The 24,176-nt window shown below is 68.2% G+C and carries 19 protein-coding genes and 1 pseudogene; 5 read left to right on the top strand and 15 right to left on the bottom strand.

Going from position 1 to position 24,176, the window contains the following annotated elements; translation table 11 throughout:
- Positions 1 to 5: 5 nt before the first annotated feature.
- Together AB8998_RS03485 and AB8998_RS03480 are read right to left on the bottom strand one after the other, a co-directional pair.
- Entirely contained in the window at positions 6 to 2,132 is a 2,127-nt protein-coding gene (locus AB8998_RS03485) for a S9 family peptidase (protein ID WP_369736843.1), read from the bottom strand.
- Positions 2,129 to 3,022: a phosphoribosylaminoimidazolesuccinocarboxamide synthase gene (locus AB8998_RS03480; protein WP_369736842.1), complete on the bottom strand. Its 894-nt coding sequence runs from the start codon at positions 3,020 to 3,022 to the stop codon at positions 2,129 to 2,131. Before AB8998_RS03480 ends, AB8998_RS03485 begins: the two co-directional genes overlap by 4 nt.
- 63 nt (positions 3,023 to 3,085) lie before the next feature.
- On the opposite strand from AB8998_RS03480, the gene AB8998_RS03475 reads away from it, so the two are divergent.
- Positions 3,086 to 3,706 (top strand): hypothetical protein, encoded by a 621-nt coding sequence (locus AB8998_RS03475; protein WP_369736841.1) that lies wholly within the window; start codon positions 3,086 to 3,088, stop codon positions 3,704 to 3,706.
- Positions 3,707 to 3,934: 228 nt separating this feature from the next.
- On the opposite strand, the gene AB8998_RS03470 is transcribed toward AB8998_RS03475, so the two are convergent.
- From AB8998_RS03470 to AB8998_RS03460, 3 genes are all read right to left on the bottom strand, one after another.
- A complete protein-coding gene (locus AB8998_RS03470; RefSeq protein WP_369736840.1) occupies positions 3,935 to 5,737 on the bottom strand; it encodes a PE domain-containing protein in 1,803 nt (600 codons plus the stop codon).
- A gap of 283 nt (positions 5,738 to 6,020) precedes the next feature.
- Positions 6,021 to 7,304, bottom strand: coding sequence for an NAD(P)/FAD-dependent oxidoreductase (locus AB8998_RS03465; protein WP_369736839.1), 1,284 nt, complete (start codon positions 7,302 to 7,304; stop codon positions 6,021 to 6,023).
- The gene (locus AB8998_RS03460) at positions 7,297 to 8,511 is read right to left on the bottom strand and encodes a fatty acid desaturase (protein WP_369736838.1); all 1,215 of its coding nucleotides are present in this window, start codon (positions 8,509 to 8,511) and stop codon (positions 7,297 to 7,299) included. Before AB8998_RS03460 ends, AB8998_RS03465 begins: the two co-directional genes overlap by 8 nt.
- A gap of 810 nt (positions 8,512 to 9,321) precedes the next feature.
- Between AB8998_RS03460 and AB8998_RS03455 the strand changes: the two genes are divergently transcribed.
- A complete protein-coding gene (locus tag AB8998_RS03455) occupies positions 9,322 to 9,675 on the top strand; it encodes a hypothetical protein (protein ID WP_369736837.1) in 354 nt (117 codons plus the stop codon).
- Positions 9,676 to 10,418: 743 nt separating this feature from the next.
- Here AB8998_RS03455 and AB8998_RS03450 read toward each other — a convergent pair.
- Together AB8998_RS03450 and purB are read right to left on the bottom strand one after the other, a co-directional pair.
- The gene (locus tag AB8998_RS03450; protein WP_369736836.1) at positions 10,419 to 11,672 is read right to left on the bottom strand and encodes a cytochrome P450; all 1,254 of its coding nucleotides are present in this window, start codon (positions 11,670 to 11,672) and stop codon (positions 10,419 to 10,421) included.
- Positions 11,669 to 13,086: pseudogene (purB, locus tag AB8998_RS03445) on the bottom strand (adenylosuccinate lyase). The gene AB8998_RS03450 and the pseudogene purB overlap by 4 nt, the downstream one beginning before the upstream one ends.
- Positions 13,087 to 13,203: 117 nt before the next feature.
- Between purB and AB8998_RS03440 the strand changes: the two are divergent.
- Positions 13,204 to 13,932, top strand: coding sequence for a DUF429 domain-containing protein (locus AB8998_RS03440; protein WP_369736835.1), 729 nt, complete (start codon positions 13,204 to 13,206; stop codon positions 13,930 to 13,932).
- Here AB8998_RS03440 and AB8998_RS03435 read toward each other — a convergent pair whose 3' ends face one another.
- Both AB8998_RS03435 and AB8998_RS03430 read right to left on the bottom strand, forming a co-directional pair.
- Positions 13,933 to 15,348: an APC family permease gene (locus AB8998_RS03435; RefSeq protein ID WP_369736834.1), complete on the bottom strand. Its 1,416-nt coding sequence runs from the start codon at positions 15,346 to 15,348 to the stop codon at positions 13,933 to 13,935.
- Positions 15,349 to 15,473: 125 nt separating this feature from the next.
- The gene (locus AB8998_RS03430) at positions 15,474 to 16,091 is read right to left on the bottom strand and encodes a TetR/AcrR family transcriptional regulator (RefSeq protein WP_369736833.1); all 618 of its coding nucleotides are present in this window, start codon (positions 16,089 to 16,091) and stop codon (positions 15,474 to 15,476) included.
- Positions 16,092 to 16,164: 73 nt separating this feature from the next.
- On the opposite strand from AB8998_RS03430, the gene AB8998_RS03425 reads away from it, so the two are divergent.
- Entirely contained in the window at positions 16,165 to 17,082 is a 918-nt protein-coding gene (locus tag AB8998_RS03425) for an alpha/beta hydrolase-fold protein (RefSeq protein WP_369736832.1), read from the top strand.
- A 29-nt stretch (positions 17,083 to 17,111) separates the two neighbouring features.
- Complete coding sequence (locus AB8998_RS03420) at positions 17,112 to 18,695, top strand: gamma-glutamyltransferase family protein (protein WP_369736831.1); 1,584 nt, start codon at positions 17,112 to 17,114, stop codon at positions 18,693 to 18,695.
- Here AB8998_RS03420 and purD read toward each other — a convergent pair.
- Genes purD through AB8998_RS03390 form a run of 6 tightly spaced genes read right to left on the bottom strand, consistent with a single transcriptional unit; the run spans position 18,692 to position 24,040 of the window.
- The gene (gene purD, locus AB8998_RS03415; protein WP_369736830.1) at positions 18,692 to 19,960 is read right to left on the bottom strand and encodes a phosphoribosylamine--glycine ligase; all 1,269 of its coding nucleotides are present in this window, start codon (positions 19,958 to 19,960) and stop codon (positions 18,692 to 18,694) included. The genes AB8998_RS03420 and purD overlap by 4 nt on opposite strands.
- A 38-nt stretch (positions 19,961 to 19,998) precedes the next feature.
- Positions 19,999 to 20,487 carry a glutathione peroxidase gene (locus tag AB8998_RS03410; RefSeq protein ID WP_369736829.1) on the bottom strand — a complete coding sequence of 163 codons (489 nt, stop codon included), beginning with the start codon at positions 20,485 to 20,487 and terminating at the stop codon, positions 19,999 to 20,001.
- Between the two features lie 24 nt (positions 20,488 to 20,511).
- Entirely contained in the window at positions 20,512 to 20,949 is a 438-nt protein-coding gene (locus AB8998_RS03405) for a carboxymuconolactone decarboxylase family protein (RefSeq protein WP_369736828.1), read from the bottom strand.
- The gene (locus AB8998_RS03400) at positions 20,949 to 21,809 is read right to left on the bottom strand and encodes an NAD(P)-dependent oxidoreductase (protein WP_369736827.1); all 861 of its coding nucleotides are present in this window, start codon (positions 21,807 to 21,809) and stop codon (positions 20,949 to 20,951) included. Before AB8998_RS03400 ends, AB8998_RS03405 begins: the two co-directional genes overlap by 1 nt.
- A complete protein-coding gene (locus AB8998_RS03395; protein ID WP_369736826.1) occupies positions 21,806 to 22,555 on the bottom strand; it encodes an SDR family oxidoreductase in 750 nt (249 codons plus the stop codon). The genes AB8998_RS03400 and AB8998_RS03395 overlap by 4 nt, the downstream gene beginning before the upstream one ends.
- Positions 22,556 to 22,570: 15 nt before the next feature.
- On the bottom strand, positions 22,571 to 24,040 hold the full coding sequence (locus AB8998_RS03390; RefSeq protein ID WP_369736825.1) for an aldehyde dehydrogenase: 1,470 nt from the start codon (positions 24,038 to 24,040) through the stop codon (positions 22,571 to 22,573).
- Between the last annotated feature and the right edge of the window lie 136 nt (positions 24,041 to 24,176).

Below are 24,176 nucleotides of genomic sequence, written 5' to 3'. Positions count from 1 at the left end.
CCCACTCATCCGCGGCCGTAGCGACCGGGGTCGGCAACCGCCAGCAACCACGCATACTGGAACGCCGTCTCCTGCCACGCCTTGTAACGGCCGCTGACGCCGCCATGGCCGGCGTTCATCTGCGTCTTCAACAGCACCGGGGCGCCGTCGGCGTTGGCGTGGCGCAGCGCCGCTACCCACTTGGCCGGCTCCACGTAGTACACCCGGGTGTCGTTCAGCGACGTCATCGCCAAAATCGCCGGATACGGCTTCTCCTCCACGTTCTCGTACGGCGAATACGACTTCATGTAGGCGTAGACATCCTTGTCGCTCAACGGGTTTCCCCATTCGTCCCACTCGGTGACGGTCAGCGGCAGGGAGGGGTCCAAGATCGTGGTCAAGGGGTCGACGAACGGGACCTGCGCAAGGATGCCGGCGAACAGGTCCGGCGCCAGATTGGCCACCGCGCCCATCAGCAGGCCGCCCGCGCTGCCACCCAACGCCACCAGCTGCCGCGGACTGGTTAGCCCCGAGTCCACCAGATGCCTTGCCGCCGCTACGAAGTCGCTGAAACTGTTCTTCTTGGCCAGCAGCTTGCCGTGCTCGTACCAGAGCCGGCCCATCTCGCCGCCGCCGCGGACGTGGGCGATGACGAACACCATGCCGCGGTCCAGCAGCGACAGCCGGGCGATAGAGAATGCCGGATCGGTGCAGATCTCGTAGGCGCCGTAGCCGTAGAGCAACGCCGGAGCGGGGAATTCGGTCCCGGTGCGGTACACGATCGACAAGGGAACCCGGGTGCCGTCGTCGGCGCGCGCCCAGTCGCGCCGCTCCACGTAGTCGCCGGGCCGGTAGTCGCCGAGCACCGGTTGTTCCCGCAGTAGGGTCCGCTGCCCGGTGGCCAGGTCGATGTCGTAGATCCGCACCGGGGTGACGAAGGACCCGACCCTGATCCGCAGCTTCGGGGACTCCCAGCTGGGGTCGGCGCCCGCGCTGACCCACATCAGCTCGGAGTCCGACGAAATCTCCTCGGGCTCACCGTAACCGCCGTCGGCGTCCAGAGGCCACAACTGGACGCGGGGCAGCGCCTCGCGCCGGTAGCTCACCACCAGATGGTCGGCGAACGCGTCCACGCCCTCGAGCCGGACGTCGTCGCGGTGCTCGATCAGGGTGCGCTGCCGGGTGGCATCCTCGACCGGGGATTCGACCAGGGTGAAGTTGACCGCGCCGTCGTTGTGCAGGATCAGGAACCGGTCGCGACCCCCCACCGCGTGTTCCACCGAGTAGTCGACGCCTTCGTGCCGTGGCAGCACGACGCTGAACCCCGCTTCCGGGTCGGCGGCGTCCGCATACCGCCACTCGGAGGTGATCGCCGAGGCCGCGTTGAGCAGAACGTAGGCCTTGCTCCGGGTCAGCCCCACCCCGAGCCAGAACCGTTCGTCGGCCTCGTGATACACCAGTTCCGCCGGCTCGCCGGAGCCGAGCCGGTGCCGCCAGACCTTGTCGGGGCGGTGGGCGGCATCCAGGGTCAGGTAGTACACGGTGCGGTTGTCGGCCGCCCACGTTCCTCCGCCCGCGATGTCGGCGATCTCGTCCGGGTACTGCTCGCCGGTGCGTAAATCGCGGAACCGCAACGTATAACGCTCGTCGCCGACCGTGTCGACGGAGTATGCCAGCAAGTTGCCGTCCAGGCTGACCATGGCCGCGCCCAGCGCGAAGAACTCGTGGCCCTCGGCCTCGGCGTTCGAGTCGAGCAGGATCTGCTCACCGGGCACTACGGTGTTCTCGTCCAGCGTCGGCGGGATCCAGTCGCCGGGATCGGCGATCGGGCAACGACACTGGACGCGGTACTGCTTGCCCTCGAACGTCCGTGAGTAGTACCACCAGTCGCCCTGCCGGGTGGGCACCGACAGGTCGGTTTCCTTGGTGCGCGCCTTGATCTCATCGAAGATCTGCCGGCGCAGCGGTTCGAGGTGGTCGGTCATCGCATCGACATAGTCGTTCTCGGCCTCGAGGTGGGCGACGACCTCCGGGTCGGCCTTGTCGCGCAGCCATTCGTAGGGGTCGACGAAGACGTCGCCGTGGTGCTCGCGCCGGGTCTCCACCCGCTTGGCCACCGGGGGCCGGGGCGTGTCGCGGGACGTGGCGGTCATGCGCCCGGCCCGATCCAGTCATCGAAGCTCAAGCCGGAAATCCGTTCGTAGGCATTGATGTATCGATCGCGGGTGGCCTCGATGATGTCGCCGGGCAACGGCGGCGGTGGTTGCGAACCGTGCCGCTCCCAGCCGGACTCGGGACCGGTGAGCCAGTTGCGGACGAACTGTTTGTCGAAGCTCGTCTGCACCACCCCGGCGCGGTAATCCGCGGCCGGCCAGTACCGCGAGGAATCCGGGGTGAAGATCTCGTCGGCCAGCAGCAGGTTGCCCTCGCGGTCGGTGCCGAACTCGAACTTGGTGTCGGCGATGATGATGCCCTTCGTCAGCGCGTGTTCGGAGGCTTGGACGTAGATCTGCAGGGTCCGGTCGCGCAGCTGCTCGGCGCGCGCCCCGCCCACCAGCTCTACCACCCGTGAGAACGAGATGTTCTCGTCGTGGTCCCCCAGTGCGGCTTTGCTGGCCGGGGTGAACAGCGGTGCGGCGAACTTGCTGGCCTCGACCAGGCCGGGCGGCAACGAGATGCCGCACACCTTTCCGCTCACCTGGTAGTCCAGCAGACCCGAACCGGTCAGGTAGCCGCGGGCCACGCATTCCACCGGCAGCATCTCCAGCTCGCGAACCACCAGCGCGCGGCCCAGCACGTCGTCGGGGATGCGCGGATCGTCGGGCGGGCCGGCGAGGTGGTTGGGCGCGTCGACGAAGCCGAAGAAGAACACGCTCATCGCGGTCAGGATGCGACCCTTGTCCGGAATGGTGCTGTCCAGGACGTAGTCGTACGCCGAGATCCGGTCGGTGGCGACCAGCAGCAGGTGCTCGCCGTCGACGCGATACAGCTCACGGACCTTACCGCTGGCCAGATGCCGGTAGTCGGACAGTGCGGGACGCATCCGGCCAGCCTATCGGGCGCCGGAAACGGACCCCGGCGCCGGGAGCTGTGCTGGGATCGAAGGATGCGCTCGCGTTTTCTGCCCTACGCCACGACCCCCGGCCGGCTGGCGGCCCAGCTGCTCAGCGACTTCGCCGTCTTTTTCTGGACGGGCCTCTGGCTGCTCGTCGGCCTGGCCGTCTATGACGCAATCTCGACGATCGCCGAGGCCGGTCGCCAGGTCGAGGCCGGTGCCCACGGCGTCGCCGGCAGCCTGGCGTCAGCCGGTCAGGGCGCCGGGCACATCCCGCTACTGGGCAATGCGGTCAGCACGCCGCTCACCTCTGCCAGCCAGGCCGCACTCGAGATCGCCGGCGCCGGAAGCACCCTGGACACGGCCGGCAGCTGGCTGGCGGGGCTGCTCGCCATGGCCGTCATCGCCCTGCCCATCCTGATCGCCGTCCTGCCGTGGCTGTTCCTGCGCCTGCGGTTCTTCCGCCGCAAACTGGCGGCCACCACCCTGGCCGCCACCCCGGCCGGTGAACAGTTGCTGGCCCTGCGGGCGTTGACGAACCGCTCACCGCGCAAGCTGGCCGCCGTCAGCGCGGACCCGGTCGGTGGGTGGCGTTACGCGGATCCCTACACGATCCGGGCGCTGGCCGCCCTGGAGTTGCGGTCGGCCGGAATAATGATCGCGAACCGCTAGGGGGGCCGTCGGCTCAGGGCGCGAACCGGCAACAGCAGCCCGGCAACAGGCCGACCACGCCGCGAACGCGCCCCGGAAAGGACACCAGCGAGACGGTGACCAGTGACGGCGGGCCGGGGCTCCCGGTTGATCCTGTGCACGGTGAAATAGACCAGCGGCGGTCTCCACAGGCTCGCCGCCAACCAGGTCGCGACGGTAGCGCGCGGGGGCGCCGGGCGGGTGGTCGGGTTAGAGCAGGCCGCCAAGGTCGATGCCCAGTTGCACGGTTTGGTTGAGCAGGCCTTCGATGCCGCCCCCGGTGCCTAAGGCCACACTCGTGCCCACACCGTTGGGCAACAACGGGATCAGCGGCTCGACATAGCCGCCCAAGTACCCGTTGAAGCTTTGCTCACCGGTGGCCAAAGACGCATTGGCCAGGTTGAACACGGTGTTCACCGAACCGTTGAGAGCGGTGTTGGTGCCGAACACGGCCTGCTCCAAAGCCAACTCGCTGCCCACCAAATTCGCGTTGAACTGCGTCTGGGCGCCGATCAGACCGGTGTCGAGTGTGTTCAACAACCCGAAGAACGGACCACCACCCAACGGAGCGCCCCCAGCGGTCAACCCCGTGAAACCCAGGAAAGGAGCCGGGAACGTCACACCCAGCAGCGCGTTGGACGTCGCCTCCACGCTGTCGAGCAACATGTTGCTCACGTTGTAGAAACCATTGAACACCGGGTCGGCCACATTGCCGAACAAGGCCAGCTCGATCCCCAACTGATCGGCGTTCAACACTGTGTTGAAACCAATTTCGGCGTTGAGCAAAGCAGTGTTGAAACCACCCTCCAGCACCTGCAGTTCGGCAAGAAACGCCGTAGGCGAACCCGCCGTCAACAACGCCTGCAACGGCGACACAGCCGAAACCAGCAGCGCCGGAAGACCAGGAAGACCGGCCAGGGCGCCGGTCACGGTGGCGCCCAGCTGAGCACCCAGACCCGAGAGCCCCACAGCAATGCTCGCACCCAACCCCGGGTTCAGACCCACCAAGCCGGCCAGCACGGCCAACTCACCACTCAGCGCCGGGAAACCCGCCGTCAACGCAGCCACCACACCCGGCAAACCCGCACCCAACAACGTCGACAAGCCCGGCACCACAGCACCAAGCCCGCCCAACAGCACCTCACCGGTCTGCCCCAACGCCGTCAAGCTGCCACCCACCGTTGACGCCAGCACCGTACCCAACGACGCCAGCGGCCCAAGGCTGCCACCAAAACTGCCCGACAACACCGCACCCAGGTCCGCGCTCAACCCGGTAAGACCGGCCGTCAGAACGCCAGACAGATTCGCCACCAACCCCGGCAACCCAACACCAAGGCTGCCCGACAACGCGGTCGGCAACGCCACCCCCAAAGCGCCGGCCACATCGTACAAACCGCTACCCACAGTGCCCGCCACCCCGGAAAGACCACCGGCAAGACCCTGCAAACTCGCACCCACACTGCCCGCCAACACGGGCAACCCCGCACTCAACCCGGCCGACAACACACCACCGGTCTGCCCCAGCGCCGCCAGCCCACCACTGAGATCAGCGCCCAGCACCGCACCCAACGGCGCCAAACCCGACAGGCTGCCGGACAAACTGCCAGACAAACTGCCCGCAAGGCTTGCCCCGACCCCGTTAATGCCAGCCGTCAGGCTGGCCTCCAACCCCGACAACCCAGCACTGAAGTCCACACCCAAAGCGGGAACCGCGCCAGCCATCGTCTGGACCACATTGAATTCGCTGGCCGCGTATGTCCCCGCGCCCGCACCCATAGCTTCAACAAATTGCTGGTGAAACAGCGCGGCCTGCGCGCTGAGTTGCTGATAACCCTGCGCGTGCGCCGAAAACAACGCAGCGATTTCCGCCGACACCTCATCAGCGGCCGCCGCCGGAATAGCAGTGATGTTACCAGCAGCCCCCGCATTGGCCGAATCAATCAACGAACCGATGTTCGCCAGATCAGACGCCGCCGCCGACACCACCTCCGGCGTGACCATCACAAACGACACAGCGACCTCCCCCGGATATACCCAACACTGCAACAACAGCGTGGCATCACGGAACTTACCAAAAACCAGGGGCCGAGTTCCCGGTTATCGCCGTAATGAAACCGACCTCGGGTGCCGTTGTCCCGATCCCGATCGGTTGCCCGTGGCTCGTGAGAGTCCTGCGCCCCACGCAGTGGGCAGGAAGGCTAAACAAGAGCACGGCGACGACGAGACGACACAACGGCCGCGGCGTGGTCGCGCAGTCCGGGAACATTCCCGTCGACGGACGTCTGCGCGATCTCCGTCACCGCGTAACCCGTTCGCCTTCTTCGTTCTTCGCGTCGCGTATACGCACGGGCGGGTGCCGCAGTACTGCTGCTGTCGCACGAAGCAAGACCGTCGGTGAGACCAGCGTCGCAGGTGAACGAAGGCGGCAACCGACTGCCAGCATCGCTTCGGCCACTCTGCGGTCGTGAGGCGCGGCTGCCCACAACAGATGCTGCAGCGCGTTGAAATCGTCTCTGTTGGCGAAGGCGATGTTGACGAGCTGATCCAGTCGGACCAGTCGTCTATGCCGCCATTGGTAGTGGCGTGCCGCGGCGTCGATCCGTCGCGGACTTCCCTCGAGGAGCGCCTCTTTCACCGCGTCGCAAAGCCATTCTGCGGATTGGAATGCCCAACCACATCCGGTGCCCCACAGCGGGTCCCCCACCATTGCCGCGTCGCCGAGCAACGCCACACCCGGAGCGACGATGCGCTTGCGGGTGACGAACGGGTAATCCTGGGTGCCGATCACGTTGGACACCCGCTCCGCCTTCGACACGTCAGGGCCGTCCGGCAGGCTTTGGATGGTCGTCAACAGCGCGGCCTCAGGATTACGACGGAATTCACCTAAGCGCTCCTTGACCGGCATGGCAGTCAACAGCGTCATGCCACCGTGATTACGGAACACATAGGCAACGTCGGGGTTGAGGAACCACATCGCGGTGGTGCACCACGAAGGCATTTCGACATTGTGGTATTCAGCGAAGTAACAGAATCGGTTGTTGTGCGACACCTTGCCGGGAAGGTTGGCGATTTTGGCGACCTTCGACACACTTCCGTCGGCCCCGATGACGAGCCTGGTCCCGATTCGCCGCGGTGAATTGTCGATCGAAGCAACGACGCCGTTGACTCGGCCGCTTTCGTCGACCGTCAGTTCGCTGAGGCGCGTCCCGAGCATAAGCTCCACCCCGGGCGCCGCCGCCGCGGTTCTGCGTAGCAATGGATCCATCACGCGGCGGGGAATGTTGTAGCCGTGGCCGGGTAGGCGCTCGTCATCGACGTCCCCGACCCATCCGTACCTCGTCCAATTCCTGTCGCGGGTGCGGATCGCGCGATGGCCGTCGAAGAGTTCGGCAAATCCCAGCCGCCGCAGTGTCGGCAGTGCACTCGACCGCACGCTGTGCGTGCAAAGCCGCTTGTAGTGGTTGATGTCTCGATGAGCTTCCAGCAACGCGACCCGCAGCCCCGCGCGACCGAGCAGGATTGCCGCAGTGCAGCCGGCCGGGCCGGAACCCACGACCACAGCATCGAATGCGTCACCCATGGTCACACCGCAGGTTGGACCCAACCGGACGAGGATGGCGCTGGGCGTCGAAGTCCACATGGGCCGAGCCGCTTGAAATCCTGGACTGACAGGTGAGCACCCACCCCTCGGCCCGGTCGGCCTCGCTGGGCGCCCGATTGGAAGTCATGTCCAGGCTTCCGCTCACCAGCTTCGCCTTACACGTGCCGCAGACGCCCTCCATGCACAGGTAAGGCGCGGCAACCCCTGCGCGCAGCGCGGCATCCAGCAGCGATTCGTATTGTCCTGTCGTGAAACGCGTGGTGACGCCGTCTAGCGTCACCGTCGCCGTCGACGAGCGGTCGACGGGCGCAAGCGCTCGACAGTCGGCGCCGCGTTCCCGTCGGTTGACGGAACGACGACTTCGGTACTGCAACAACGTCAATTCTCGGCCCCACAGCGTAGTGATCACCACACTGTCATTGAGGTAATCGGCTTCGTTCCGACGCCACTGCTTCACGTACCGATAGAAAGGGGTCTTCGGATCGATGTGGTGCAGTAGGTGATAGTTCTGGCCGATGAGAAGCAGGTTGAGCAGCCACTCATGCCCGACCCGTAGGCGAGCGACACCGAATCTGTCGCTCGCCGGGGTAGCGCGCAGGCCATGATGAGGCAACCAGTCAAACCAACAGGCGAGCAGACCCATGCCGATGCGTTGGGGTATCAGATACAGCAGCACCAAATCCGTTCCGTATCCGGTGGCCACCAAGAGGATCAACGCTGCCGCCACTGCGACATGGTTGACCATCAGCCAGGTCTTCTCTCGGCGCGGCCGATCTTTCATGTGAAGCAGATAGAACAGGGCGTACTGGCCGTCGATGCTCAACCAGCGCAAAGGGAGTAGCCAGCGCGGGCCTGCGGTGGCCCACGCGTCGGGATCCTTACCGCTATGGTCGTTAGCGTGCCGGTGATGCTCCAGGTGGATGAATTTCATCGTCGGGTACGTCGCCCACAACGCCACGAACGGCATCGCGCAACGTCCGATCGTTCCATTCAGCCATTTCGGGCGCCCAACCGTGTGGTGGATCGATTCATGCAAAACGGTGAACATCCCATAGGTGACAAGCGCTTGGACCGGGAGGGTGAGGGCTAACCACAAGCGGCTGAAGTCCCGGTCGATGACCACGAGCGCTGCGATCACCCACAAGAGGAACGAACCGAAGAAGAGTGCGAGGGTGGGAACCGCCAAGCCAGGGATGCCGGAGGGATCGCGCGCGGTACGACGATGAAGTGTGATCCCAGTTCTCGTAGGCGCGCTTCCTTCAAAACCGAGCCTCGTCATCACCGACGCCTACCAAAATGGCGCACGCCAGAAGCGGGACGGACCATGTCAACCCGTGGGCGAGGCGACGTTGGAAGACTGTGCCCAGCGGGTGAGGGGCAATAACCAGAAATGGGCCCGTCAACGTGACAGTCCCCTGCGCCGACGGCATCCCTGATTCGTTGAGGGCCGCGGTCGCCTTGGATCGCTGCTCGCCGAACCGGGCGCCCATTTGGCCTACCGTCTGCAGCGGTGGCACATCGCGCGGGAGTAGGTTCACAGGCTGTGGCCTGAGCACGGTTTCCGACCACCGAAGCAAGCACCCCTGGCGCGCCGACCCGCGCCCCCCCAACACCGGCAACGAGCACCTCATGGCGGAACGGCGAAACCCGGGAGACAGAGCTGCAAGCCACTGCAGTCGCCCTCACCGGCCGCAACACTTGAAGTCGCTCCCGAACGAGACAGGTTGAGGTCGCCGGCGCCAAGGGCGCCCACCCGTTGCCAGCCAACTTCGCCCCCGCTGCCTGGAAGAAATAACTAACGCTAGTACCAACCTTACCACGCTTCCGGTGATCAAGGAACTGCATCTGGGTGCGCCGTTACACAACCGTTGCTCACTACGCCGATGAGGTGATCCCTGAGCGGGCGCGGCGGGTGCCGCCAGCAAAGCCGTACCGAGCGGCTTTTCCGCTGACACATGTGAGACTGCCGCGCTACCGAGGGCAGGTCCATTTGGCGATGACCGATATCGCCGGTTCCGGGCGTGAAGCGCTGGCGGTGATCAGGCCAGCCCGGTCGCGGGCACCGACCGTCGACGGGCACGAGTTGCCGCTGACCAGTTACACGCATCTTGCCGTCGAGGACCTGCTTTCTGAGGTGATGATGGGACGGATACCGGCCGGTTTGGCCGCCCGCCGACATGCTCATACCCCGAACCGATCACTGAAAACCAGCGGTACAGGAAAATCCATGAATTGCGTCGGCGACGGTGCGTCGATTCTGGATCAGACCGAGACCGCGCTGGCCGAGAGGATGGCCCGCGACGTGCGGGAATGGACGTCAAGACGCTCATGCGCGATGGCGAGCACATGACCGAACGGTGTGCGGCGGTCGCGCCGGTCATCATCGCTGACGGGCCGAAGGTGCCGGTCGGCCTGCGGGGCGGTTCCACCTGAGAACAAGACCGTCATGCGTACCCTGTTGGCCAACCCGGTCGCCCGGGCCTGCGCTTCCAGGATGGGCCGGTGATGATAATCGACGGTGTCGGGGGCCATGCGGGAAGTGTTCAGGCCAAGGCGTTAACTCGACGGTGCACGCTGGATGAGCGACGGCACGCCGCGGGGCATCTACCCGAGAAGGACACAGCGTGGACGGCCGGTGCGGCCCTGCGGAAGAGAGATCTGCGCATGGGCGGAAATACCGCCGCAATGACCGCTGACGCTTCCTCAGCGGGCGGTGCCGAGATCCCCGTGATGGAAGCCGCGGCGACCGATTGGGCCACGCGGATTTTCGCACTCATTGAGTGACATTCGCCGCGCCCGAAGTCCCTGGTACCTCCGGAACCACCAACACATACGACATCGCTCGCCCCGCCGCGGATCAGGCTAGATCTTTGGAAGAATTCCAGTGTATACACACTTAGACACATTGTTTCCATGGGCAAGGGAATTCTTCGTCAACCGGCCGGCTGCAGATACCAGCCGTGGAGTTCGGCGCTGCCGCTGTGGCATCCGGGTTGCGCTCGGCTTGACGTCGTCGGCGCGCGACCGTCCGAATACGCTGTGGGCCATCGCTTTGAGCTGCCGATGACGGCTCGACGACGGCGAGCCGGTTCGTCATGGCGTTCGGCGCAGCTCCACGACGAGGTGCCGGATGCCGGTGTGCCGATTGCTGCGCGTCCATTCGGCGGGTCGCACGACGTGGACGGCACCGAAACGCGTGAACAGCTCCTCGAACAGTACCCGCAGCTCGAGCCGGGCCAGGTTGGCGCCCAGGCAGTAGTGCACTCCCTGCCCGAAACCCAGGTGGGGATTGGGCTTTCGGGCGACGTCTAACTCGTCGGCGCGGTCGAAGACACCGGGGTCGCGATTGGCCGAGCCCTCCCAGATCTGGACCTTCTGTCCCGCCCGGACCGGCTGGCCGCCCAGCGTGACGTCGCGGGTCGCGGTCCGCCGCTTCGACGGCGACGGCGAGGTCCACCGCACCATTTCCTCGACGGCCGTGGGCAGCATCCCGAAATCCCCACGCAGCAAACGCAATTGGTCGGGATGCTCGGCCAGCGCCAACAACCCGCCGGCGACCGCATTGCGCGTCGTCTCGGCACCGGCGCTGAAAAGCAGGCTGAAGAACAGGTAGAGTTCGAGGTCCGACAGGGCCGGCGCCCCATCGGTGTTGTCGGCGTCCTCCAGCATTGCGTTGGCGACGACGGACAGCATGTCGTCGGTCGGCTCGGCGCGCTTGGCGGCGATCAACTCCTGGCCGTAGGCGTACATCCGCGATCCGGCCTGCTCGGCCGACAGCTGCGACAATTTGGCCTTGCGCGAGCCGCCGAAGTCGAATTGTGGCTCGATGGCCTCGAACAGCCAATGCCGCTCGGACTCGGGCACACCCAGCAGGATGCAGATCATCTGCATCGGCAGCTCGGCGGCGATGTCGACCAGGAAGTCGAACGGCTCACCGGCCACCACCGCATCCAGCAGAACGCGGGCCCGGGCGCGCAGGTCGTCCTCGACGCGCCGGATCATCCGCGGCGTCAGCCCGGAACTGACCAGGCGCCGGATCTGCGAGTGCCGCGGGTCGTCCATCATGTTGAGCACCTGGCCTGCGATGGCCAGATCCTGCAGCAGGGTGCCGCCGAACGGCCGCTCCCCGCCGGTCACCGACGAATACGTCACCGGGTCCTTCAGCACCGCAAGCGTTTCCGCGTACGTGGCGACGGACCAGAAGCCCTCGCCGTCGGGGGTGTTGTCGGTCGGCTCGTGCCAGTAGACCGGCGCCTCGCGGCGGTGCACGGCGAACAGCTCGTGCGGAAAGCCGCGGGCGAAGTTATCCAGATCGGTGAAGTCGATTTCCGCGAGCGCCGGACTCACAGGATCGCCCCCGGACGGTATTTGGCGGCGTCGGGATGGCGGGCCACCAGCGCGTCCACCGCGGCCACGACCTCGTCGACCTGATCACCGGCGGCCCCGGTGAAGGCCTTCTTGTCGGCCAGCGCGGCGTCCAGCGCCGCACGGTCCAGCGGCAGCCGCGCATCGGCGGCCAGCCGCTCCAGCAGGTCGGGCTCGGCGCCGCGTTCGCGCATGTCCAGCGCCGTGGCCACGGCGTGTTCGCGGATCACGTGGTGGGCGGCCTCGCGCCCCATCCCGGCGCGCACCGCCGCGATCAGCACCCTGGTGGTGGCCAGGAACGGCAGGTAGCGGTCCAGCTCGCGGGTGATCACCGCCGGGTAGGCGCCGAACTCGTCGAGCACGGTCAAAAACGTCTCGATCTGCCCGTCGACGGCAAAGAAGCTGTCCGGCAACGCCACCCGCCGCACCACCGAGCAGAACACGTCGCCTTCGTTCCACTGCGCCCCGGCCAGCTCGGCAGCCATCGAGGCATAGCCGCGCAGCACCACCTGCAGCCCGTTGACCCGCTCGCAGCTGCGGGTGTTCATCTTGTGGGCATCGCCGACGAGCCGACCTGCCCCGGCGCGAAGCCCTCGGTGACCAGTTCGTGTCCGGCCATCAGCCGGATCGTGTGGGCCAGCGACGACGGCCCGGCGCCCAGCTGCACCAGGGCGGAGATCACGTCGTGGTCCAGCGACCGGGGATAGACCTGCCCGACGCTCGTCAAAACCGTTGTGAAGCCCAGGAACGCGGCCACCCGGCGCTCGAGCACGCCCAGTGTGGCCGCATCGCCGTCGAGCAGGTCGAGCATGTCCTGCGCAGTGCCCATCGGGCCCTTGATCCCGCGCAGTGGGTACCGGTCGATCAGCTCGCGCAGCCGGGTCAACGCGATCAGGGTCTCCTGCGCCGCCGAGGCGAAGCGCTTGCCCAGTGTGGTGGCCTGCGCGGCGACGTTGTGGCTGCGCCCGGCCATCACCAGGTCCCGATAGGTCACCGCGTGCTCGGCGAGGCGCGCCACCACCGCAATCCCGTGTGAGAAGACCAGTTCCAGCGACCGCCGGATTTGCAGCTGCTCGACGTTCTCGGTCAGGTCGCGGCTGGTCATCCCCTTGTGCACGTGCTCGTGGCCGGCCAGCGCATTGAATTCCTCGATGCGGGCTTTGACGTCGTGGCGCAGGGCGCGTTCCCGTGCCGCGATCGAGGCGAGGTCCACGTCGTCGAGCACCCGCTCGTAGTCGGCGATCACCTCCGCGGGCACGGGAACGCCCAATTCCGCCTGGGCCCGCAGCACGGCCAGCCAGAGCCGCCGCTCGGCGGCGACCTTGGCCTCCGGCGACCAGATCGCGACCATCTCGGCGCTGGCGTAGCGGGAGGCCAGCACGTTCGGAACGCTCACAAGCACACAGCTTACGGTCGGGCGCGGCGGCGGCGGGCCGGCTCTGCCCCGCGAGCCGAGCACCGAACGTGCCGCGCAGGCCCGCCGGTCCGCCCCCGCACGCCCTACCCTGTGCGGGTGTACTTCGCGGGTGTGGACCTGGCCTGGGCCGGGCGCAACCCGACCGGCGTCGCGGTCGTCGACGCGCGGGGCCGCCTGGTGCACGTCGGCACCGTCCGCGACGACGCCGCGATCCTCGCCGCGTTGCACCCGTACGTGCAGGGCGACTGCCTGGTCGCCTTCGACGCCCCGCTGGTGGTGACCAACCCCGCCGGACAGCGGCCGGCCGAGGCGGCGCTCAACCGCGACTTCCGCCGGTTCGAAGCCGGCGCCCATCCGTCCAACACCGCCAAACCGGAGTTCGCCGACGGCCCGCGCGGCGCGCGGCTGGCCGGGGCGCTCGATCTCGACATGGACCCGTGGTCGCCGGCCGGGCGGCGCGCCATCGAGGTCTACCCGCACCCGGCGACGGTGGTGTTGTTCCGACTGGCGCGCACCCTCAAGTACAAGGCTAAGCCCGGCCGCGACCTCGATGGCCTCAAAGCCGAGTTGCTGCTGTTGATGGACGGCATCGAGGGCCTCGCGGACGCCGCGGTGCCGATGCGCGTGGCCGGCCACGACGGGTGGACCGCGCTGCGCGCGCAGGTCCTCGCCGCGCGACGCAAAAGCGACCTGCGCCGCGCCGAGGATCCGGTCGATGCCGTCGTGTGCGCCTATGTGGCGCTGTACAGCCACCGGCGCCCGGACGCTGTCACGATCTACGGCGACGTCGCCACCGGGTGCATCCTCACCCCGTCGCTGCCATAGTCAGCGGGTGTCGGACAACACCGGCGACGGCTCGGCGCCCGCGCGCCGCTTCTCCCAGCGCCGGCTGACCAGGCGGCTGACCAGCGCGATCACCACCCCGCTGGAGATCATGATCGCGGCCAGCACGTACTGCTGCACGGGACGGCCGAAGAAGGGCATCAGCAGCAGCACCGACGACAGGAAGCCGATGACCGGCAGCGGGGTCGGCGTCCTGAAGTGGGGCCGCCCGGCCGTCGAGGTGTCGCGGCGCAGCACCAGCACCGCGATGTTGACCATGGTGAACACCGCCAGCAGCAGCAACGACGTGGTGCCGCTGAGCACCGAGATCGCGTCCCTGTTCGCGAAGGCGGTCACATAGAGGATCAGCCCCAACGCGATCGCCGTCGTGAACAGCACGGCGACCCACGGCGACCGGCGGGTCGGACTGACCGCACCCAGAAACGACGGCAGCACGCCTTCGCGCGCCATCCCGTAGATGAGCCGGCTGGCCATCAGCATGCCGAGCAGCGCGGTGTTGGACACCGCGACCATCGAGATGAACGGCAGGATGATCTTGGTCGGCAACGCGGGCGCCGCCGCCTGGACCACGTCGACGAGCGGCGTGTCGCTGGCCGCGAGCGCCTTCACCGGCACCACCGCGACGGAGACGATCGCGACCAGCGTGTAGATGACCGCCGCGATGCTCAGGCCGGACAACAACACCTTCGGGAACGTCCTGACCGGGTCCTTGGTCTCTTCGGCCATGTTCACCGAGTCCTCGAATCCGGCCATCGCGAAGAACGCCAGCGAAGTCGCGGCGGTCAGGGCGACGAACAGGTTCTTGTCGCCGACGTTGAACGCGATCACCCGCGAGTAGTGGGCGTGGCCGCCCCTGACCGACGCCCACAGCCCGACGACGATCACCATTACCAGCCCGGTGATCTCGATGAGGGTGAGCACCACGTTGAGCTTCGCGCTCTCCTGCATGCCGCGCAGGTTCACCACCGCCAGCGCCACCATGAACAGCATGGCGACGACGACCACGCCCTTGGTCCCCCAGAAGAGTTTGAACGCGACGATGAAGTTGGACCCGAAGAACCTCGATGCGGTCGCCGCCCCCGTGATGCCGGCGCACATCACCAGGAACGCGACCATGAAGGTGACGAACCGGTTGCCGAACGCCTTGTGCACGTACAGCGCGGTGCCGGCGGCCCGGGGATATTTGGTCACCAGCTCCAGGTAGCTGCAGGCGGTCACGGTTGCGATGACGAAGGCCAGCAGGAATGGAACCCATGCCGCACCGCCGACCTCGGCTCCCACGTCCCCGATCAGCGCGTAGATTCCGGTGCCCAGCATGTCACCGACGATGAACAACAGCAGCACGCCCGGCCCCATGACCCGATGCAGGCGAGACTCGCCGGTGTCTGCCCCGTCCATGGTTCCTCCCCGGAAGTCGGCTTTGGAGTTCCTACCACGCTGCCAGAGCGGTCTAAACACACTTCAGTACTACGCGAGTACTACGCGATATGGCGCGCGGCGCCGCCGTGCTCGTTGTGACGAAGTCAGATCCGGACGGGTCGCTGGTCGATGGGCGCAAGGACGTCGATGAGGTCGACCACCGTGTCCAGCGCCGCAGACCGGGGGTCGCGACCTTCCACCAGGGCCGAGACAACAGACCCGTCGACGGCACAGATCAGGGTGCACACCAGTTCGATGTGGACGGAGCGGCCCGACCGCTCGAGCGCCTCGGCGACGGCCTCGGCGCGCTGCCGCAGGCTGCGGCGCATGGTCTCCCGCAACGCCGACAGCCGAGTGCAGGCGATGTGCCGCTCGTACCGCGAAATCAGCTGATCGGTGAGTCCCGGCCCGGAAACGTCCCCCACCAGCAGGTCTACCAGCACCTCGGCGGTGGTTTCGGGTCCCCGGCGGCGCCGGGACAGCGCGGCGACCCGGGCGCGCAGCTGCGCCACCTCGATCATCCCGATGTGCTCGACGGCGCGTGCGATCAGATCGTCGAGCGAGGAGAAGTAGTACGTGGTCGAGGCCAGCGGCAGGCCGGCGCGCCTGGCGACCGCCCGGTGCCGCACCGCCTCGAACCCGCCCTCCGCAAGCAACTCGGCGGCAGCGCTCACCAGCGCATACCGTCGACGCTCTCCTTTGGGAGTAACTGCTGCGGTCACGAGTAGCCATCGTGCCAGTCAAAGTGGTACTGCATTGCCATTTTCACCAAACGGTCCACCGAACGAACATGGCATGATGGCCCGCATGCCCGACTTGAGCCGCCGCGCCGTGCTGGGCCTCGGGGCCGGCGCCGCCGTCGGCGCGGTGGGTGCATATGCGCTCGATATCGTGCTCAAGCCCCGCCCGTCCCACGCCATGCCGGTCCCCGCTTCGGTCTCCAGAACCGGCCCGCCGATGGCGCCGGCCACGCCCCGCGAACCCGCCCCCCCGAGCCAGCCCGCCCCCACCATGGTCACGGGCTCCTTCGTATCGGCGGCGCGCGGCGGCGTCACCACCAACTGGGCGATAGCCCGCCCGCCCGGCCAGACCAGGCCGCTGCGGCCGGTGATCGCGCTGCACGGCAAGGGCAGCGACGCGGCCACCGTGATGGCCGGCGGCGTCGAGCAGGGGCTGGCCCAGGCCGTCGACGCCGGATTGCCGCCGTTTGCGGTGGTCGCCGTCGACGGCGGGGGCGGCTACTGGCACAAGAGGGCGTCCGGCGAGGACAGCGGAGCCATGGTGCTCGACGAGCTGATCCCGATGCTGAGCACCCAGAGCCTGGACACCTCCCGGGTGGCGTTCCTGGGCTGGTCGATGGGTGGCTACGGCGCCTTGCTGCTCGGCGGCCGGCTGGGCCCCGCACGCACCGCGGCGATCTGCGCGGTGAGCCCCGCCCTATGGCTGTCTCCGGGGGCGGCCGCACCCGGAGCGTTCGACGGGCCCGCCGACTTCGCGGCCAACTCGGTCTTCGGCATGCCGGCGCTCGGGTCCATCCCGATCCGGGTGGACTGCGGCGACAGCGACCCCTTCTACGCCGCGACCAAACAGTTCGTCGCTCAACTGCCCAACCCGCCGGCGGGCGGCTTCTCCCCCGGCGGGCACAACGGGGCGTACTGGAGCTCGCAACTGCCCGCCGAACTGACCTGGCTCGCGCCGCTGCTGACGGGCTGACGCCTCCCCCGAGCGTTACCCTCGCGAAGGTGACCGCGCCTTTCGACTGGAGCTTCCCGTACGCCTGGCCGCGCAAGCCCGTGCTGGCGCACAACGTGGTGTGCACCTCCCAACCGCTGGCCGCCCAGGCGGGCCTGCGCATGCTCGCCGAGGGCGGCAGCGCGGTGGACGCCGCGGTTGCCGCCGCGATCACCCTCACCGTCGTGGAGCCGGTGTCCAACGGCATCGGCTCGGACGCCTTCGCGATCGTCTGGGACGGCGAGCGGATGCACGGGCTCAACGCGTCGGGCCGCTCACCCGGGACCTGGACACCGGAGTACTTCGGCGGCAACGCCGTTCCTGCGCTCGGCTGGAACTCGGTGACCGTCCCCGGCGCGGTGTCGGCCTGGGCCGAACTGCACGCCCGCTTCGGCAGGCTCCCGTTCGAGCGCCTCTTCGGGCCCGCGATCTCCTACGCCCGCAACGGGTTTCTGGTCTCACCGACCATCGCCGACCAATGGGCGGCGCAGGTGCCGCTGTTCGCCGACCAGCCCGGCTTCGCCGAGACGTTCGCGCCGGGCGGGCGCGCACCCGCCGCCGGTGAGCTGTTTCGGCTGCCCGCCCACGCGGCCACGCTGGAGAAGATCGCCGACACCCGCGGCGAGGCGTTCTACCGCGGTGAACTGGCCGCCCGCCTCGAGGCGCACGCGTCGGCCAACGGCGGCGCCCTGCGCGCCGACGATCTGGCCGCGCACCGCGCCGACTGGGTCGGCACGATCGACGCCCCCTACCGCGGGTACACCGTCCACGAGATCCCGCCCAACGGCCAGGGCGTCGTGGCGCTGATCGCGCTGGGCATCCTCGAGCATTTCGACATGGCCTCGCTGCCGGCGGATTCCGCCGACAGCGTGCACCTGCAGATCGAAGCGGTGAAACTGGCTTTCGCCGACGCCCAGGCCTACGTCGCCGACGTCGAGCACATGCCGGTCGGCCCGCAGCACCTGCTGGACAGGGACTACCTGCGGCAGCGCGCCGCGCTGATCGACCGGAACCGGGCCGCGCCGGCGGCCGCGGGCACCCCGGGCGGGGGCACCGTGTACCTGACCGCCGCCGACGCCGCCGGGGCGATGGTGTCGATGATCCAGTCGAACTACATGGGCTTCGGCTCGGGCGTGGTGGTGCCGGGCACCGGGATCTCGCTGCAGAATCGAGGCGCGAACTTCGTTGCGACGCCGGGGCATCCGAACCGGGTCGGGCCGCGTAAGCGCCCCTACCACACCATCATCCCGGGCTTTGTCACCAGGGACGGCTCGCCGGTGATGAGCTTCGGGGTGATGGGCGGCACGATGCAGCCCCAGGGCCACGTGCAGGTGATGGTGCGGATCGCCGACCACGGCCAGAACCCGCAGGCGGCCTGCGACGGCCCCCGGTTCCGGTGGGTGGACGGCATGCAGGTCAGCTGCGAACCCGGTTTCCCGCCGGCCACGCTGGACGGGCTGCGCCGGCGCGGCCACGACCTGGTCACCGTCGGGGACTACAACCAGTTCGGCAGCTGCCAAGCGATCTGGCGCCTGGGCGACGGGTATCTCGCGGCCAGCGACCCGCGCCGCGACGGCCAGGCCGCCGGTTTCTAGACGCGGATCTTGCCTTCGGACGCCAGCAGCGCGATGTCGCTGCGAAAGTGGCTGCCCGGCAGCCGGATCGAACGCAGGATGTCGTAGGCATTGGCTCGGGCGGCCGACAGGTCGGCGCCGGTGCCCACCACCGACAGCACCCGCCCGCCCGACGAGACGATCGCGCCGTCGTCGCGGCGTGCCGTCCCGGCGTGCAGCACCCCGTCGGCTTCCGAGCCGACGACGACGTCACCGACCCGCGGTCGCCCGGGATAGTTCTCCGCGGCCAGCACCACCGCGACCGCCGCCCCGGCACGCCAGCGCAGCTCGCCGAAGCCGGCCAGCGCGCCGCTGCCGGCGGCGTAGAGCAGCTGCCCCAGCGGCGACTCCAGCAGCGCCAGCACGGCCTGGGTTTCCGGATCGCCGAAGCGGCAATTGAATTCGACCACCGCAGGACCTTTCGCGGTGATCGCCAGCCCGGCGTACAGCAACCCGCAGAACGGGCTTCCCCGCCGGACCAGTTCCGCCGCAACGGGTTCGACGATGTTGGCGACCACGTCCCGGTACACGTCGTCGGGCAGCCACGGCACCGGCGCGTAGGCGCCCATCCCGCCCGTGTTGGGTCCGGTGTCGCCGTCGCCGGCCCGCTTGAAGTCCTGCGCCGGCAACAACGGCACCACGGTCCGGCCGTCGACGACGCAGAACAGCGACACCTCGGGCCCGTCCAGGAACGACTCGAGCAACACCGGGTGGCCGGCCTCCAGCAACGAGGCAGCGTAGGCACGCGCAACCTCGCGGTCCGCGGTCACCACCACACCCTTGCCGGCGGCCAGGCGGTCGTCTTTGACCACCCAGGCGGGGTCGCCGGCCGGCGGTCCGAACCTGTCCAGCGCGGCATCCAGACGCGCTGGGGTATCGACGATTTCACTGGCCGCGGTGCGCACGCCCGCCGCGGCCATCACGTCCTTGGCGAACGCCTTGGAGCCTTCGATGCGGGCGGCGTCCCGGCTGGGCCCGAAGCACACGATGCCGGCGGCGCGCAGGGCGTCGGCCACCCCCAGCACCAGCGGAACCTCGGGGCCGACGACGACCAGGTCGGCGCGGACGGCGCGCGCCAGGGCGACGACGTCGTCGTTGGAGGTGACGTCGACGTCGTGCTGCTCGGCGATCCGGGCCGTGCCGGCGTTGCCCGGAGCGACGGCCAGCCCGGTGACCTCTGGATCTCTCTGCAGCGCCAGCAGCAGCGCATGTTCACGGGCACCGGAACCGATCACCAGGACGCGCACGACTCGTCACTCTAGCGGGCCGGCCGGCAGGCGATCGGCTACCTCGGCAGTACGGCCTCGATGGCCTCGACGAGCTCCGGCGCATCGGGCTCCGTGCGTGGCCGGAAGCGTCTCACCACCGCCCCGCCGGGGGCGATGAGGAACTTCTCGAAGTTCCATTGCACGTCACCGGCTTCGCCGGCGGCGTCGGGCGTCTTGGTCAGCTCCGCGTACAGCGGATGCCGGTCCGGCCCGTTGACCTCGGTCTTGGCCATCAGCGGGAACGTCACACCGTAATTCGTGGAGCAGAAGGTCTGAATCTCCTCGGCGGTGCCGGGCTCCTGGCCCATGAACTGGTTGCAGGGCACCCCGATCACCGTCAGACCGCGCTCGGCGTAGTCCCGCGCGAGCCTTTCCAGCGCGCTGTACTGCGGGGTCAGCCCGCATTTGGACGCGACGTTGACCACCAGCACCGCGCGGTCGGCGTAGTCGGCCAGCGATGTCTGGCGCCCGTCGAGGGTGGTCAGGGCGATGTCGGTGACAGTCATGGCGGTGACGTTACCCCGGCCGTCCTAGCCGCCGGATTCGCCCGAGTGCATCTTCAGCGCGGCGTCCACGTTGGCCTTCTTGTCCTCGCCGCCGCCCTTGGCGGCGGCCTTCTTGCGCTTGGCCACCACGGTGCTGACGGCGCCGTTGAACGCCGAGCCCAGCGGGAAGCCGAGGTAGTGGGTGAGAAACACGGCCATCTCTTTGAGTTCGTCCTCGGTGAGTTCCTCGTTGAGCAGCGCGGCGTTGATCTGGATCTCGGCCAGGTCGCGACTTCCGACCGCGGTCACCGCCGTCAGCGTCATGATCCGCTTGTCGCGCATCGACAGCCCCGGGCGCGTCCAGATGCTGCCGAACAGGTGGTCGACGGTCAGGTCGAAGTACGGGTCACCCTCGATGTTGGGCATCTCCCAGCCGTAGACCTCGTTCATCTTCTCGAGGCCCTTGCGGCGCAATTCGTCCATTACGACCCTTCCTCCGTGTGTGGTACCCCGAGTCCGGCGGCCAACCGCTCGTAGGCGATCCGGGCCAGGGGCAGGTCGACCGATACCGCCTCGCCCAGACCCAGCGCCAGGCTCAGGTCCTTCTCGCCCAGCCCGCGGGTGTGCAGGAAAGGCTGGTACAGGAAGTTGTCCGGTTCGAGGTCTTTCATGTTCTCCCGCACCATGATCGCCCCGGGCCCACCCGTCAACGCGTCCGTGTGACGCACCACCCGGCCCAGCGCCTGCAGATCCAGTCCCGCCGCCTCGGCGAGTTTCATCGCCTCACAGGCCGCGACGTAGGAGGTGAACGTCAACATGTTGCGGGCGAGCTTCATCCGCGTGCCGGCACCCGGCTCGCCGGCGTGGATCACCATCGCCGCCCAGTGTTTGAAGGCCGGCTTGATCCGCTCGTACACCTCGCGTTGGGCGCCCACCATGGTGGCGAGCTCGCCCCTGGCCGCGGCGGCGGCCCCGCCGCTCACGGGCGCGTCGACGACGTGAATGCCCTGCGGTCCGTACGCGGCGGCCAGTTCGACGGCGGTGGTGTCGCTGATCGTCGAGTGGATCGCGACGACCGTGCCGGGCTGCGCGTGGCCGGCCAGCTCACCGACGACCTCGCGCACCTGTTCGTCGTTGAGCACGGTGATGTGCACGATGTCGGCGGCGGCGGCGACGTCGCCGACGCTGTCGGCCAGGCTGGCGCCCTTTTCGGCCAGCGGCGTCATCGCCTCCGCCCGGATGTCGTAAACCGTTACCCCGCCAGGCCATTCGGTCATCTTGGTGGCCATCGGCGCGCCCATGTTGCCCAGGCCGATGTAGCCGAGTCGCAGTTCGTTGCTCATGACCGGATGATCTGTCCGCCGTCGACGTTGAAGATCTGCCCGGTGATCCAGGCGGCCTCATCCGACAGCAGGAACAGGCACATCCCCACGAGGTCCTCGGGAGTTCCCATGCGCGACAACGGAAGACCCTTGACGATGTCGGCGACCATCTCCTGGGGCGTGGTGGTGCGGTTGGCCTCGGTGTCGATCGGTCCGGGCGCGATCGCGTTGATCCGGATGTTCTGGCCGCCCAGCTCCCGCGAGAGCTGCTGGGTCAAGCCGTTGATACCGACCTTGGCCAGGCCGTAGAAGTTGGAGTACAGCCACGCGGCGGTGGACGACTGGTTGACGATCGCCCCGCCGCCGCGCTTGGCCATCTTCTTGTACACCGCGCGGGTGCACCACAGCGCGCCGTCGAGGTTCACGCTCATGAACCTCTTGTAGTACTCGGGGTCGACGGTGACCAGGAAGTCCAGTTTCATGCCGCCGAAGATCGCGGCGTTGTTCACCAGGTAGTCGATGCCGCCGAACTCGGCCAGCGTGCGGTCGGCCATGGCTTTGGCCGAGGCGGGGTCGGCCACGTCGACTCCGACGGCCAGGGCCGTGCCGCCGTCGGCGACGATCTGCTTGGCCACCGCCTCGGCGGCCTCGGCCTTGATGTCGGCCACCACGACCGCGGCGCCCTCGCGGGCCAGCGCCTCGGCGTACGCCTGGCCGATCCCGCCCCCGGACCCGGTGACGATGGCGACTTTGTTCTCGAACCGCATGCTCTTCAGGCTCCTCTAGTTGATTGCCGTGGCGATGGTCTTGATTTCCAGGTACTCCTCGAAACCGGCCAGACCCATCTCGCGACCGTTTCCGGACTGCTTGTAGCCACCGAACGGCGCATCGGCCGAATACCACACGCCGCCATTGACGTTGATCGTGCCCGCGCGGATGCGCGCGGCCGCCCGCGCCGCCCGCTGCGGGTCGGCGCCGAACACGGTGCCCGACAGCCCGTACGGCGAGTCGTTGGCGATGCGAACCGCGTCCTCGTCGCCGTCGTGCGGGATCACCGTGAGGACCGGGCCGAAGATCTCCTCGCGCGCGCAGCGAGCGTCGTTGCCCAGGCCCGCGATCACGGTGGGCTCGATGAAGAAGCCGACGTCCCGGTCGGCCGGCCGGCCGCCGCCGCACGCGAACGTCCCGCCCTCGGCGATCGCGGAGTCGAGGTAGCCCTGAATCCGGTCGCGCTGGCGGGCCGAAATCACCGGCCCGCAAATCGTTCCGGGGTCGGTGGGGTCGCCGGCCTTGATCCCGGCCATGGTGGCGGCGGCGATCGAGACGGCTTCGTCATACCGTGCCCGCGGCACCACCAGCCGGGTGGTGATCGCGCAGCCCTGCCCGGCGTGCATGCACACCGAGAACCCCGCCACACCCACCGCACCGCCCAGGTCGGCGTCGTCGAGCACGACGAACGCCGACTTGCCACCCAGCTCGAGGAAGACCTTCTTGATGGTCGCGGCGCCGTCGGCCATCACGCTGCGGCCGGTGGCGGTCGACCCCGTGAACGAAATCATGTCCACCCGAGGGTCTTTGGCCAGCAACGCGCCCACGCGGTGGTCGCTGGAGGTGACGATGTTGATGACGCCGGGCGGGAAGTCGGTGTGCTCGGCGATGAGTTCCCCCAGCACCGCCGCACACCACGGGGTGTCGGGCGCGGGCTTGAGGACGACGGTGTTGCCGGCGGCCAGCGCCGGCCCGATCTTGGCGAGGTTGATCTGGTGGGGAAAATTCCACGGGGTGATGGCGCCGACGACGCCGACCGCCTCCCGGGCGATGGTGCGCCGGGTGGGGATGCCCATCGGTGACGCCTCGCCGAGATCCTGGCTGTACTCGTAGGATTCGGCCGTGTCGGCGGCGAACGCGAGGTCGTTGACCGGGACCTCGAGCTGGGCGATGCCGGTGAGCATCCGCGGCGCCCCGACTTCGGCGATGGTCAGATCGCGCAGCTCTTCGAGATGCTGCTGCATCGCCTCGCGCAGCTGGCGCACGCAGCGCACCCGCAATGCGGTGTCGCGCGACCAGTCGGTGTCGTCGAAGGCGCGCCGCGCGGCGTCGATGGCGCGGCCCATGTCGTCGGGGCCGGCGTCGGCGGCCACACCGAGCACCTCCTCGGTCGCCGGGTTGATCGTCGGGAAGGTGCCGGCGCTGCCGGCCGACATCTTGCCGTCGATGAAAAGTTCACTCACGCTCTCGGCCAGTAAGGCCATGTCGCGCTCCCGTCTTCGCGTGGCAGACCGCGGGGCTGACCCGCACAACTTCAAGTGGACACTTGTCCGATATTGTCCCCACGAACCATAGCCGCCGGGTTGGCGGCGGTGCAAGAGCCGATGCCGACGCCGGCGG

Source organism: Mycobacterium sp. HUMS_12744610, from assembly GCF_041206865.1.
GTDB classification, from domain to species: Bacteria; Actinomycetota; Actinomycetes; order Mycobacteriales; family Mycobacteriaceae; genus Mycobacterium; species Mycobacterium servetii.
The sequence above is the reverse complement of the archived record's forward strand: the minus strand, read 5'-3'. Positions and strand labels throughout refer to the sequence as shown.